The organism is Halosimplex litoreum, assembly GCF_016065055.1.
Classification (GTDB): domain Archaea; phylum Halobacteriota; class Halobacteria; order Halobacteriales; family Haloarculaceae; genus Halosimplex; species Halosimplex litoreum.
This window is the reverse complement of record NZ_CP065856.1, coordinates 1,691,909-1,705,911: the sequence shown is the minus strand read 5'-3', so window position 1 is coordinate 1,705,911 and position 14,003 is coordinate 1,691,909. Positions and strand designations below refer to the sequence as shown.

The following is a 14,003-nucleotide window of genomic DNA, read 5'->3' as shown; positions in this document are numbered from 1 at the left end:
CCCTCTCACCTCGTCGGTCTGCTCGCCGTCGGACGTCCCGTTCGTCACCCGATGAGAGGACAGATAGCTCACACGATCGAATGCGAGCGTGACCGGCAAAGATACTTCCCCTCATCCGTGGCGTCGATTTAACTTACCCGCTCGCGTCCGGCCCGGAACGCTTTTTTCACCGGCACACGCCCGGTCGGGCGTGTCACGGAACGATCCGCCTCGCTCGACGGAGGGTGCGGCCGACGGCCGACCGGTCGTCCTCGTCACGGGCGGGGGCGGCGGCATCGGGTCGGCCATCGCGCTGGCGTTCGCCGAGCGTGGCTGGCTGGTGTACGCGACCGACGTGGCGACGCCGCTGCCCGAGCGCGTCCGCGCGCGCTGTGCGACCCGCGCGCTGGACGTGACCGACGACGAGCGGTGCGAGGCCGTCGTCGACGAGGTGGTCGCCGAGACCGGGCGGCTGGACTGCCTGGTGAACAACGCCGGCTACGCCGAGGCCGGTCCCGTCGAGGACGTGCCCGTCGACGCCGCCCGCGAGGGGTTCGACGTGCTCGTCCACGGCCCTCACCGCCTCGCCCGGGCCGCGCTCCCGCACATGCGCGAGCGCGGTCGCGGGCGGGTCGTCACCGTCTCCAGCGTGATGGGCCTGGTCGCCTCGCCGGGGCTGGGCGCCTACGCCGCCGGGAAGGCCGCCGTCGAGTCGCTGCACGACGCGCTGCGGGTCGAGTTGCGTGCGAGCGGCGTCGACGTGAGCCTGGTCGAGCCGGCGTGGGTCGAGACCGACTTCGCCGACGCGGCGCGGGAACGGATGGCCGGTCGCGAGCGGACGCCCGCCTACGCGCGGACCTACGCTGGCCTCGACGACGGCTGGATCCTCGACGGCAACCCGCTGGCCGTGGGACCGGACCGCGTCGCCGCCGCGGTGGTGCGAGCGGCCGAGGCCGACGACCCGAAGGCCCGCTATCCCGTGGGGCGGTTCGCCAGCTTCGTCCGGTGGGCGAACTGGCTTCCCGCCCCGGTCATCGACGCGATCCAGGCCGGCTACGAGCGGGCGAGCGCCGCCGTCGGCCGCTAGCTGGGGTGACCGAAGGGGGTGAGCGGGACCCAGACCCGACCGCACGGCGTCGGCAGCGGGGTTAACTCGGTCGGAGCCGAACGGTCGGTCATGACAGGCGCAGCCGACGGCGACTCGGTACTCGACGAGGGACACGTCGCGCTCGTGACGGGGTCGACCAGCGGGATCGGCGCGGAGACGGCGCGCAACCTCGCCGCAACCGGCGCGACGGTCGTCGTTCACGGTCGCGACCGCCCGGCGGGCGAGGCGCTGGTCGCCGAACTCCCCGGGGACGACCACGCCTTCTACGCCGCCGACTACACCGACTTCGACGAGGTGCGCGGACTCGCCGACGCCGTCCTCGCCGACTTCGACCGGCTGGACTGCCTGGTGAACAACGCCGGCACCTGGCAGGGCGACCGGACGCTGGTCGCCGTGCCGGGCATCGACGACGGCGTCGACCTGACCTTCGCGGTCAACCACCTCGCGACGTTCCTCCTGACGAACCGACTCGCCGACCGCCTCGCCGTGACGGGCGAGCGCCGCGCCGAGGAGGCGGATGGAGAGAACACCGATGCAGGGGCCGATCCCGCCCGCGTCGTGACGGTCTCCTCGGACCTCCACCGGCGAGCCGAACTCGATCTCGACGGCGTGCGCGGTCCCGACGGGCCCAGCGGCGTGGGGGCGTACGGCCACTCGAAGCTCGCGAACGTCCTGTTCACGTTCGAACTCGCCCGACGGCTCCCCGAGTCGGTGACGGCGAACTGCTGCCATCCGGGCGTGTCGCCGTCGACCGGGCTCTCGCGCAACGGGTCGCTGCTCGCCGGCCTCGGCTGGAAGGCCTTCGGCCTGGTCGGGCGGCTGACCGGGACGGTCGACACCGCCGCCGAGTCCGCCGAAACGCAGACCTACCTGGCGAGGTCGCACGAGGTAGCGACCGTCACCGGCGAGTACTTCGACGACCGCGAGGTCGTTCGCCCGGCCGAGGCGTCCTACGACCGCGACGCCCAGCGCGACCTCTGGCGGACGAGCGTCGACTGGCTGGGCCTCGACGAGGACGCGGTCGTCCGCGGGGCCGGCGAGCGAGCGCCGGAGGCGTAGGCTCACTCGGCGTCCGTTTCGGACATCGCGGCGACGAACCCGGTGCCGGCAACCACCTTTTCTCGCCTCCGGTGTCCTCGTGGCGCTTCGCGCCACTGTGGGCACCATCGGCGAAAAAATCTGGACCAAAAAAGCGCTCGCTCACTGCGTTCGCTCGCGATTACTCGGTCAGTTCGAGTCCGCGAACCGTGACCGCGGCGTCGCCGTCCTCGACGCGACCGATAACCCGGCCGTCGTCGGTCGCGTCGACGACTTTCTCGGCGTCGTCTTCGGACATCGCGGCGACGAACCCGGTACCCATGTTGAACGTGCGGTGCATCTCCTCGTCGGTCACGTCGCCCTCCTGCTGGACGAACTCGAAAACCGGCTGGGCGTCGAACGGGTCGTCGATCTCGTAGCGCAAGGCGCCCATCCGGGTGAGGTTCGTCCAGCCGCCGCCGGTGACGTGGGCGGCGGCGTGGGTGTCGATCTCGCGCAGCGGGCCCAGGAGGTCGCTGTAGATGCGCGTCGGTTCGAGCAGTTCCTCGCCGATCGACCTGTCGGGGTTCGGCGGGAACGGGTCGGTGTACTCGTGGTTCCGGGTCGCGGCCTCACGAGCCAGCGTCAGTCCGTTGGAGTGGATGCCCGAGGAGGACCAGCCGACGACCACGTCGCCGGCCTCGGCCTCGCCGGGGAAGATGGCGTCTTTGGGCGCGAGACCGGCGCAGGTGCCGGCGATGTCGAGGCCCTTGATCACGTCGGGCATCACGGCGGTCTCGCCGCCGACGAGCGCGACACCCGCCTGTTCGGCGCCTTCGTCCAGCCCCGCGCCGATAGCGGCGGCCGTCTCGTCGTCGGGCTCCTCGACGGCGAGGTAGTCGACGAAGGCGACGGGGTCGACGCCCGCCGCGACCAGGTCGTTGGCGTTCATCGCGATGCAGTCGATGCCGATGGTCGAGTAGTCGTCGAGCGCCTCGGCGACGAGCAGTTTGGTCCCGACGCCGTCGGCCGCCAGCGCGAGGTAGCGGTCGCCGATGTCGAGCAGGCCGGCGTAGTCGCCCTCGAAATCGCCCGTGGCGCCCACGAGCGCCGCCGTCGCGGCCTCCTGGCCGGCGATGTCGACGCCCGCCTCGGCGTAGGTCAGTCCCTCCTCGTCGGTCCCGTCCGCGTCGTCCGCGTCCCCGTCGGTCATACCTGTGAGCGCGCCGGCCGCGAGCAAAAGGCCACCGTTTCGGGTGGAACGGCCGGCCCGGACCCAACAGCTATTCCACACGTCCGGGAGACGGACCGACGGTATGGACGAGACCGACACCGAGACGCGCGAGGTCGTGGACGGACAGCTCGCGGCCTACAACGACGGCGACGCCGAAGCGTTCGCGTCGCACTTCGCCGAGGACGCGGTCATCGCGCCGCTGTCGGGCGACGAGACTACCGCCGAGGGCCGCGAAGCCATTCGCGAGCAGTACGCCGACCTCTTCGCGGCGTACCCGGACCTGAACTGTGCGTTCGCGGAGCGCCTCACCGTCGGCCCGTTCGAGGCCGTCCGCGAGCGGGTCGCCGGGATGGACGACCCGATGGAGGCGCTTGCCGTCTACGAAGTCCGGGAGGGAGCCATCCGGCGACTCTGGCTCGGTCACGCGTGAACGGCCCCACCGCCGACGGTCGCCCCCTCAGAAGAACGTCCGCAGGTACACGCGCTCCGCTGGGAACAGCTCCGCGAGCGCGTCGGCGACCGACTCGTCGGCGACCACGAGACCGCCGACGCGGCGGGCGGTCGCGGCGTCGTGATACCCGACGACGAGCTGCGACAGCGTCCCGACGTCGAGTGTCGCGTCCGCGGTGGCCGCCGACTCCCCGTCGGCGTCGTCGATCCGCTCGCACTCGCCGGTCCCGTCCGCGGCGGAGAGCCGGAATCGCCCGTCGTTCCAGTCGGCGGTCGCGTCGCTCACGTCGAACGTGAGGTCCGCGCTCGCCTCGGCCGGATAGGGACACGCTTCGAGCGTGTCGGCGGCGTCGACGACGCGGACCATCGGTCCCGTCTCCACCTCGCAGTCGACCGCGTCGGGGTCGGGAACGAGGTCGAGCAGATCCCCCCGACCGTCGCCGGCGAAGCGGACCTCCGTCGCCTGGGAGTCGTGGTCGGCGAGGAATCCGAGGAGACCGAGCCACGTCTCGTGGTCGACGGCGGCCATATCGTCGACCGCGAGCCGCCGCTGTTCGAACCCCTCGCCGGCGTCCTCGAAGTCGTAGACGAGATAGCCGCACGCGTCGCCGTCGCGCTCCCAGACGTAGGCCCACGGGCGGTCGTCGCCCCCTTCGGAGAGGATCCGCTCGCGCCACCACGTCTCCGAGCGCCGCTCGAGCGCGAGCGTCGTCCGCTCGGCGGCCGTCTCGTGGACCGACTGCAGGGCGCGCCACTCGTCGGGCTCGACCGGGCGCGCTCGGCCGGCGGCAGCCCCGCGGGCGAACGCCAGCTGCTCGGGCGGGCAGGTGTAGGTGGTCGCGGTGTTGGCGGTCGCCCAGCCGAACTGCTCGTAGTACGACCGCGCGAACGGCCACAGCGCCGCGAGCGCGTACTCGCCGCGCCACCGCTCCAGCGCGTCGTCGATCAGCGCCCCGACGTACCCCTCCCGGCGGTGTTCCGGCGGCGTGGCCACGGCCGCCAGGCCGGCGAGTCGGACCCGCTCGCCACGCAGGTTCGCCCGGAAGTCGTAGTGGCCGCAGACGCTGACGAGGTCGTCGTCGACGAACGCCCCGTAGCGGTCGGCGATCCGCTCGGGCTCGTCGTCGTACTCCTGGGGCCCCGCTCCGGGGTGGAACGCGTAGTCGACGATCCGGCGGAACTCGTCGTAGCGGTCGGCCGAGAGGGAGGCCACCACGGGGGCGGACGCGTCGTCGGTCATACCTTCGTTCGGGCGACGCGTCCCGATATAGCTTCGGTCGTGAGAGCGACGGCGGTCAGTTAGGTGCGCGAACTGGTTGTTAGAGAAGCTGCCGGTTCCGATATATGTCTCACCGAGCGTGGTGCATACACAGCGCGAATACAGCAACCGATTTGCAGCTGAACTGATATGATGTCGTCCAGAGTTAATAAATCTCCAGAAAAATACGTGCGCTGGGAAAGTTTAATCCGCTCTCTCTGCGGGGTGTGAGTATGCGAGGACCGAGCGCGACGCGGCGTGAGTTGCTCCGGGGGGCTATGGCAGTCGCCGGGAGCAGCGTCCTCGGGATTACAACTGCGGAGGCGACCGAGCGGGAATTCAACCAGCGGACCTACGCGGTCGACGCGCGACACACCGGGTTCGTCGACGCAAACCACCTCCCGAAAGAGGATGACAAGGTTTCCCAAGAGTGGGAGTTCGACATTGGGGATACCGTACAGGACCGCGTGACGTCGTCGCCGGCACTGGTCGACGGGACGCTCTATTTTGGTAGCTGGAACGAACACGTCTACGCGGTCGACGCGGACGACGGCACCCAGAAGTGGCGCACACACGTGTATACGGACGTACGGACCTCGCCAGCGGTCGCCGACGGGATGGTCTACGTCGGGGCAGGGCCGGACCTGTGGGCTACAGCCGGGCATCTGTACGCGCTCGACGCCGAGACGGGGACAATCGAGTGGGAGTTCGAACCACAGCACGCGGACGAACCGGGGCGGTCGGAGAAAGTCGGGGCGTCACCGGTCGTGGTCGACGGAACGGTCTACGTCGGTACGAAGGACAGCTACCTGTACGCGCTCGACGCGGACAGTGGCGAGAAGCGGTGGGAGTTCGACGCGGGCGGATGGATCAAGTTCGCTCCGGCGGTTACAAGCGACACGGTGTACGTGCCCGCCGCCCAGGGTGGGGGCGCTATCGTCGCGGTCAACCGGTCGGACGGGACCGAGCGGTGGCGCTACGATATCGGGGACTGGACGGGACTGGCGAACGGTTCACCGACGGTGAGCGACGGGCGGGTGATCGTCGGCGTGGAGGAGTCCGAGTACAGGCTCCTCGCCCTCGGGGTCGATGAGGGCGAGAAGCTGTGGTCCAGAAACTTCCCACGCCCGTTCGGGGACACCGTCGCGGTGGCACACGGATCCGTCTACGTTCACAACGACGAGCTGTACGCGCTCGATCCGACGGACGGGTCCCAGCAGTGGATGGCCGAGATCGGGAGTGGCTACCGGTCGTCTCCACTCGTGGTCGGTGATATTGTCATCGCGTGCGGAGACACGACCTACGCGGTCGATGCCGGAAGCGGCGACGTTTACTGGAGTATTCCGGGCGGCGGCGGCGGTCACGTCGCGGTCGGAGCAGACCGGATCTACGTCCCCGAACTCGGCGGGAAAGTGTACGGGTACAGCGTCGCATCTGGATCGTCTGGGGAAGCCCTGTCGGGCCCGGCGGCCGACTACGACGCCGACGGGGACGGCGAAATAACGGTGAGTGAACTCCTGACCGCGGCCGATGACTACGCGGACGGGGACCTCTCACTCGGCGAACTGGCCGACGTCGCAGCCGTCTTCGCCGCCTCCTGATGAAGTAACCATCACGGTAGCATTTATATATGGCAGATTTTCGTTACACAAAAACACATAGCTGAAAAAATATAGAACCAGTTTGTAACGATATCTCTACTCTGCTGAATACGGCCTCTGTACTGAGCGTCGGGCGAGGGAAACGACGGAGTCGTCAGGCTCGTTTTCGCCTCTGTTCTGGCGGACGGATCTCCGACGGCGCGCCGCTCGTCCGACGAAACGCGGTCGCGAAAACGGCGCTCTCACGTGAAGTCGGTGATGCCGGACTGCTTGTTGGTGTCGGTCCCACGTTTTTCGCCTCGGGGTCGCTCGCTCCGTTCGCGGCTTCGCCGCTCACCTTCGAGGCGCTCCCGTTCGGTCGCCCCTCGCAGTTCGCGACCCGCTCGGCCAAAAACGTGGACGAAAAAATCGAGCGCGCCGGCGGCGTGCTCGGAAGAACCGCCTCACTTCGCTCGGCGGAAACGGCGCGCTCACATGAAGTCCGCGATGCCGGACTGCTTGTTGGTGTCGTCCTCGAAGACGCGGTTGATCGACCGTTCGAGGACTTCCAGGCGCTGTTTCGTGTAGGTGCGACAGCCGAACTCCTCGGCGACGCGGGTGGCGGTCTCGATGTACTTGTTGACCGACCCCTCGTGGACGGTGAGGTTCACGCGGCCGCCACACTCCCGGCAGTCGCCCGACAGCGGCATCCGCCGGTACTTCTCGCCGCAGTCCAGACAGCGCACGTCCTGCCGGGAGAACGCGCGGAGGTTCCCGATGAGGTCGGGCAGGAAGTGGTACTCGATGATGCGCTCGGCCACGTCCGTCTCGTCGACCGCCCGGATCTTCCGCGAGAGGTTCAGCTGGGCGTCCATCTTGTCCTCCATCGACCCCAGCGTCTTGTACGCCGAGAGATCCGGCCCGGCGGCGATGTTGGTGGTGTCGTGGGTGTGGTCGAAGCCGGTGTACTCCTCGTCGGTGCCCAGCGTCTCCTCCGCGATGGTCATGATCTCCTCGACGTCCTCCGGGTCGGCGAGTTCGCGGGTCGCCTCGTAGAACTCCTTCGGATACTCCCGCATGATGTCGACGTTGTGCGCCTCGTCGTCGATCTCCGCCGGGTCGATCCGCGAGGACATGACGAGGGGGGCGTCCATCTGCCCGCCGCGCTGGTCCGGGAGGAACTGCTTCGAGAAGTTGAGCAGCCCGTCCATCAGAAGCATGACGCAGTCCTCGTCACCGTCACACTGCTTTGCCGACAGGTCTTCGGCGATGAGCGAGTGGGTTTCGGCGACGGTGAGACAGTACACGTGGTCGACATCCGACTCGATGTACGAGACCGACTGAACCGGATCGAGGTGGTACTCATCCGAACCCCCGTCGAACACGTAGGCGTGGCGGTCGGTGTGCTTCCGCCCGTCGACCTGTCGGCGCAGCCGATAGTCCTTCTCGGTGAGGTGGAACCCGACGCGGTCGGCGAATCGGACGGCGTCGTCCCGAGAGATGGTTAGTTCGTAGCTGTGGCGCGAGAGCGACTCGTCGTCCTCCTGGTAGAAGTCCGGGAACGCGTCCGAAAGTGCAACTGGACCAGTGTGATTTACCGTCGCAGTGATACCCAGTCGAGTCAGCAGTGCGAGCACGTCGGATTTGAGTTCCGGACTCACAGTCGTCGCGGAGACGCGGGGTGCTTGGTTGTCAGCGGTACCGTCACCGCTGAAATACCCTGCGAGATAGGCGCCGGCGATCCGGTCAGGTGCGTCGAAGATACACTGCGGGACTCGCTTGGTGTGAGCGAAGACGCCCGCATCCAGCACCGTGTCGAAGAATCCGCGGAGCAATCTGCCCGAGGCCGTGACCTTCGCGTGATTCTCGACGTACGGGTCGGCGCCGAACTCCTCGGTCAACACGTCGAGGAAGAACTGTCGAGCCTCCTCGTCCGTGCCGCAGATCGTCGTCTGATGGATCGTCCCCTTCGGAGTGTCCTGCATCCGGGCGAATCCCTCGGCGGCGTAGTAGCCGAGCAGCGTCGCGACCCGTTCGTTGAGCGTGACGTGCCGGTCGATTTCAGTCCTGTCGTGTTTGACACCCAGGGTTGCGTCCTCCGGCACGAATTCGAGCAGGTCGTCCGTCGAGTCGAAGAAGTGACTCAACAACGCGACCGGGATGCTCTCGCGGTAGAGGTAGTTACTCAGCGTCTTCTTGGTGAGGCCGAGGTGGTCGGCAGTGCTCTGGAGTGGGTAGAAGCGACCATCCCACTCGTCGGCCAGTCGGTGTTCGAAACGTTCGTACAGCCGCTCCTTGTCGAGGCCCTTGACCATCAGTCGGTCGTCGTCGACGACATCGGACTCGACGAACTCCTTCAGGAGGTCGAACCGCTCCGGCTCTTCGGCCGGATCGGCGCTATCGAGGTCCTTCGGCGTGACGAGACAGTCGGACTCGTCGAGTTTCCCCGCGGGGACAGAGACCATCCGACCGAGATCCGGTTCGTAGATGTGGACGTCGTGATCCGGTGTCACGGTCAGCTCTCGGCCGGATTCCGTACGGATCTCGACGAGATGATCCGGTGCCAGATGTTTGCTGAGCGCTTCGACGGGCTGGATCGACTGTGAACCGCCGTTGTCGAACGAGGGGACGGAGAGTTCGCCGTCGAGGTGGTCGAGGTCGTCGACGAGCGTTCCGAAGTCGTCGCGCTCGGCATGGCTCGGATCGAGGTACCCCTCGACGAGGGTCTCGATCGACTCGTGGTTGAGCGCTCCTTCTTCGTCTTCGTACCACACCTTCGTCTCCGGGTGGAAGCAATTCCGGCGTTTAGCGGCGTGAAAGTATGGATGTGCGTACCCGACAGCGGCCGTTGTAAAACCCACAACTCTTCCGACAGTTGCCGCGCTCGTGTGGGGCGCCATCCCGAAGACCAGCTCCCCCACCAGGTCGTCGCGCTCCTCTAACTCGTAGAACGGTTCGAGACCGTAGTAGGATTCGAGCAGGTCGTCGACGAAGTCGGCGGTCTTGAGCATGTGCTCGGCGGCGCCCTCCGAGAGGACGACGTCCTGAACGTTCAGCTCGACCAGCTGGTCGTCGTGCTGGAGCGGCTGGCCGTGGATGTCCTCGCCGTAGCCCAGCGCGCGGAAGGCGTCGGCGGTCACGTCCAGTTCGGAGGGGCGCACCGCCGTGACGGGCAGGTCGGTCATGTCGTAGCGGACGGTGCCGTCCTTGAACGCCGAGACGCCGTGTTTCGCGCGGAGGACCCCCTTCTCCATGGGTTCGGGCGTCTTCTGCTCGGAGGACAGGCCCTTCACGGCTTTGAGCGCGTCGTAGGCGGTGGGCCGTTCGTTGAGGTTCGCGAGCGCGGACTTGAACTCCGAGTTGATATCGACGACGGTGGTCTGGGTGGGCCGGGCGAGCGTCTCGCAACGGGAACACTCGGCCCGGCCGGACTCGTCGGGTTCGACCTCGTGGTCGCAGTCCGGACAGACGTAGACGGCCTCGCAGACGCCGCCGCAGTCGGGACAGCGGGGCTTGTAGGTTCGCTCGCCACACGCCGTACACTCCTGGCGACCGACTTCGAGTTCGACTTTCCCCTGGGAGTCGTCGTAGCTGTCGCCGGCGACGGCGGCGTCGCCGACCTTCCGCTGGGCGCCGCCGGCCTCGCCGATAGGGAAGAGGGTGTGGACCGCCGGCGAGAGGTCGCGCTTCTCCGATTTCTCCGGGCGGCCCATCCGGTTGCCGATGCGGGTGGGTGCGCGCTCGCGGACGGGGAACGGGGCGACCTCGTTTATCGCCTCGATGGCGTTGGCGCCGTCCTCCGTGGAGGCCGCGGAGGATTCGAGTTGCGCGTCGCTGGCCTCGCCGCCGCCGTAGGCTTTCGCCCGTTCGGAGAGGTCCTCGGGCGCCCACTCGCGTTCGAGCGAGTCCGAGAAGCCGAGCGTCCGCACCAGCGGGCGCCAGTCGGGGATCACGAGCGTGTCCTCGGTCTGGGTGTGCTCGACGAGGAGGTGCTCGACGGCTTCGCATACGCCCGGCGACCGCGGGATCACGAGATCGCCGGCCGCCGCGGCGCCGGCGTCGCGGTCGTGGCCGTCGGTCGCGGCGTCGTGCTGGGTACCCTGGCTGCTGTCGGCGTCGTCGCGGTCCTCCGGATCCCTCACCACGGCGCCGTCGGTCTGGGCGATACGACCCTCGTCGACGGCGTCGGCGAGCGCGCACACCTCGTCGACCGACAGGTCGTGCCAGCAGTAGGTGTATTTCGGGTGTAGCGGCGCGTCGTAGTCGTCGGCCCACTCCAGGGCCTCCGCGGCGCTGGGGTCGGCGAGATCCACGTCGAGCGAGTCGCGCATCGCCTGCACGTCGGCGCCGGCGTCGTCGAACTCCTGGGCCCACCACTCGACGGTGTAGGAGGCGGGCGCGAGCGGGTGGTTGTTCTCGACGAACTCGCCGTAGTTGACGAGGTACTCGCCCAGGTCGATCACCTTCTCGACGCCGTTGCGCACCGCCAGCGCCTCCTCGGGGTCGTCGATGCGGCGGACCTCGCCGTTCGCCAGGCGGACCGTCGGCCCCTCGATGGTGTCGACGGGGACGACCCCGGCGGCCTTGCCGGGCCGTTCGGTCTTGATCTGCGTGCCCGTCGCGAGGAAGTCGTCGACGAGGTGCATCGTCGCCGGGTGGACGCCGGCGGTCGCGTTCCCGTGGTTGCGCGCCCGACCGTAGCGCAGCCGGAAGCCCCCGGCCTCGCTCGGATGGGAGAAGACCGGCCGCCCGGCGATGAGGTCCCGGAGGAACTTCTTCGACGGCTCCAGGCGAGGCGGTCCCGCGGGCTCGTCCGTGTCTCCCTCGCTGTCGTCGTCGGCGTCGTCCTCCGCTTCGGCGTCCTCTCCGTCGTCGGCCTCGTCCTCGCCGTCGTCTTTCCCGATCGTGCCGTCGATCAGGTCCTGGAGCCACGGCCAGTCGACCTCGTCGAGATTGCGGGTGTAGCGCTGGATCTTCGGCGCCTTCAGCGCGATCCCTTCGGCCATGACGAGACACATGCCACCGCGGGCGGAGTTCGAATCGATCCGTTCCAGATCCCGATAGCCCGACACCTCCTCGTCGCCGGTGGCCTCCCCGTCGAGCATGATCGGCATGTGCTCGGCGATGAACTTGCTCTCTTTCTCCTTGGGGGAGTACTGCAGTCCCGTCTCCTTGTCGTAGAGGTCGATCTCCTCGGCGTAGCGGCCGATCTCGTCGTCGCGGGCCTTGTACTGGTCGATGCCGAGCATCGCGCGGGCGTAGTCGGCGACCAGCACCGAGAGGGCCTGGGCGGTCCCGCCGGCCGAGCGGATCGGGCCGGCGTAGTAGACGTTGACGAACTCGGTGCCGTCGTCGTTTTCCAGAATTTCGACGCGGTCGATCCCCTCGATGGGGGCGGCGACGACGCCCTCCGTGAGCAGCGCGACCGCGGTGCGGACCGCGCCCTCGACCTTGCCCGCACGGGAGTCGTAGTCGCCCACGTCGCCGTCGACGAAGTCGGAGACGAGTTCCAGCGCCGCTTCCTCGCGGCTCATCTCGCCCTCTAACTCGCGGACGCGCTCGGCGACGCCGTCGATGCCGAGGATGTTCTCGACGCGGTCGGCCATGTCGCGAGCGACCGGGATCTCCACGCTGTCGGTTGGGTCGCCGCCGCGCTCGCGGGCCCGCTCGGCCACCTCGAAGGCCTCGTCGAGTCCGGACTCCAGTCGTTCGAAGTAGCGTTCGTCTTCCGGTTTCATCGTCGTCCCTCGGGCGTCATCGTGTCTCGCTCATCGGTCCTCGGTCACCGCGGCCGGCTCATAGTGGCCACAGGTCCAGCGCGGTCTCCTCGTCGTACTCCCGGTCGAGCGCTACGTCGAACTCGCGAACGTACAGCTCCCCGGCGAAGACGGTCGCGCTGTCGAGGTGGCCCGCCAGCGTCGTCCCGTCCGCCCGCGAGAGGACGGCGTGGGTGTGGGCGAACGGCTCGCCGTCCAGCTCGGAGACGTTGCCGACGCAGGCGGCCATCTCCAGCGGCTCGTCGAAGGTCTCGGGGTAATACTCCTCGTCGTCCTGGTCGTAGTAGAGGATCTCGGCGTCGCCCACGGCGCCGAGTCCGAAGAAGAAGGCGGCGTCGATTCCCTCGTCGGCGGCGAAGGCCTCGATCTGGGCCCGCCAGTCCCCGCCGTGGTCCAGGCGGGCGACGAACTCGCGGGCGCCCTCGACTTCCAGGTAATCCATACGCCTACGAGGGACGGGCGCCACAAAAAACGTTCCGAGCGTCGGCGCGAACCCGCGCCCCGGTCGACGCGTCACTCGGCCGGCGCGAGCCCGCGTCCACCCCCCGCGGCTGCGACGAACAGCGGACAGTCGTTCCCCCACCGCCGGGCTTGAAGACGCCGGGATTCGAACGGAGCGCCATGGATCTCGACCTGACAGGTCAGACCGCACTGGTAACCGGCGGCGGCCGGGGCAACGGCCGCGCGATCGCCCTCGAACTCGCGACCCACGGCGCCGACGTGATCGTCAACGATCTGGACGAGGACGTGGCGAAAGATACCGCGGCGACCATCCGCGACCGCGACGACGACAGCGACGCCGTCGGCGTCGCCGCCGACGTGACCGACGAGGCCGAGGTCGAGGCGATGGTCGAACACGGCGTCGAGGAGTTGGGCAGCGTCGACATCCTGGTCAACAACGCCGGTGTCGGCAACGCCGGGCCGTTCCTCGACGAGGGCTACGACGACGACTTCCGGCTGAACATCGAGGTCCACCTCTTCGGGTCGATCAACTGCACCCGCGCCGTCGTCGACGGCATGATCGAGGACGGCTACGGCAAGATCGTCAACATCACCTCGATCCACACCAAGAACGGCGTCGGCCAGTCGCCCCAGTACGACGTGGGCAAGTACAGCCTGCTCGGGCTCACCAAGTCGCTCGCGCTGGAACTCGGCCACGAGGGGATCCGCGTCAACGCCGTCGCGCCCGGGTGGGTCGACACCCGCATGACCGACGGCTTCTCCGACGCCGTCACCGAGCAGATCGAGGACCTCAACCCCCTGGGCTATTTCGCCCAGCCGGAAGACATCGCCAACGGCGTCACTTTCCTCGCCTCGCCCGCCGCCGACTACGTCAACGGCCACGAACTCCGCGTCGACGGCGGTCAGGTCCCCATCCCCGACTGGCGGCTCGACAACCGGTAGGGCGGGAATCGACTACCGACTCCTGAACCGGCGCGCGCTGTCGAGCGTGCCCGAGCATAGCGAGGGCCGCGAAACGTAGCCGTGCGAGGTCTTCGCGAACTGTGTGTGCGAAGGCTTGTCAGAGCTTGCTCTGACAGCGGATGAGCGAGCGAAGCGAGCGAATCGGTTGGGGAGGTGTGTGGCGCGGTGCGGTGCT

Annotated in this window: 9 protein-coding genes; 5 read left to right on the top strand and 4 right to left on the bottom strand. The window is 68.3% G+C overall.

The window, feature by feature from the left end; all coding sequences use genetic code 11:
• Window positions 1-190: 190 nt before the first annotated feature.
• A complete protein-coding gene (locus I7X12_RS08500) occupies window positions 191-1,066 on the top strand; it encodes an SDR family NAD(P)-dependent oxidoreductase (RefSeq protein WP_198063399.1) in 876 nt (291 codons plus the stop codon).
• 90 nt (window positions 1,067-1,156) lie between these two features.
• On the top strand, window positions 1,157-2,146 hold the full coding sequence (locus I7X12_RS08495) for an SDR family NAD(P)-dependent oxidoreductase (RefSeq protein WP_198063398.1): 990 nt from the start codon (window positions 1,157-1,159) through the stop codon (window positions 2,144-2,146).
• 160 nt (window positions 2,147-2,306) lie between these two features.
• On the opposite strand, the gene purM is transcribed toward I7X12_RS08495, so the two are convergent.
• Window positions 2,307-3,317, bottom strand: a complete 1,011-nt coding sequence (gene purM, locus I7X12_RS08490; protein WP_198063397.1) for a phosphoribosylformylglycinamidine cyclo-ligase — start codon at window positions 3,315-3,317, stop codon at window positions 2,307-2,309.
• Between the two features lie 103 nt (window positions 3,318-3,420).
• Between purM and I7X12_RS08485 the strand changes: the two genes are divergently transcribed.
• On the top strand, window positions 3,421-3,768 hold the full coding sequence (locus I7X12_RS08485; RefSeq protein ID WP_198063396.1) for a nuclear transport factor 2 family protein: 348 nt from the start codon (window positions 3,421-3,423) through the stop codon (window positions 3,766-3,768).
• A gap of 27 nt (window positions 3,769-3,795) precedes the next feature.
• Here I7X12_RS08485 and I7X12_RS08480 read toward each other — a convergent pair whose 3' ends face one another.
• Window positions 3,796-5,028 carry a GNAT family N-acetyltransferase gene (locus tag I7X12_RS08480; protein ID WP_198063395.1) on the bottom strand — a complete coding sequence of 411 codons (1,233 nt, stop codon included), beginning with the start codon at window positions 5,026-5,028 and terminating at the stop codon, window positions 3,796-3,798.
• Window positions 5,029-5,279: 251 nt separating this feature from the next.
• Here I7X12_RS08480 and I7X12_RS08475 point away from each other — a divergent pair, with 251 nt between their 5' ends.
• Window positions 5,280-6,647: an outer membrane protein assembly factor BamB family protein gene (locus I7X12_RS08475; protein ID WP_198063394.1), complete on the top strand. Its 1,368-nt coding sequence runs from the start codon at window positions 5,280-5,282 to the stop codon at window positions 6,645-6,647.
• A gap of 470 nt (window positions 6,648-7,117) precedes the next feature.
• Here the strand turns inward: I7X12_RS08475 and I7X12_RS08470 are convergent, their stop codons facing one another.
• Window positions 7,118-12,364: an LAGLIDADG family homing endonuclease gene (locus I7X12_RS08470; protein WP_198063393.1), complete on the bottom strand. Its 5,247-nt coding sequence runs from the start codon at window positions 12,362-12,364 to the stop codon at window positions 7,118-7,120.
• A gap of 58 nt (window positions 12,365-12,422) precedes the next feature.
• Window positions 12,423-12,845, bottom strand: a complete 423-nt coding sequence (locus I7X12_RS08465; RefSeq protein ID WP_198063392.1) for a PPC domain-containing DNA-binding protein — start codon at window positions 12,843-12,845, stop codon at window positions 12,423-12,425.
• Window positions 12,846-13,024: 179 nt separating this feature from the next.
• Between I7X12_RS08465 and I7X12_RS08460 the strand changes: the two genes are divergently transcribed.
• Window positions 13,025-13,807 (top strand): SDR family NAD(P)-dependent oxidoreductase, encoded by a 783-nt coding sequence (locus I7X12_RS08460; RefSeq protein WP_198063391.1) that lies wholly within the window; start codon window positions 13,025-13,027, stop codon window positions 13,805-13,807.
• The last annotated feature ends 196 nt before the right edge of the window (window positions 13,808-14,003 follow it).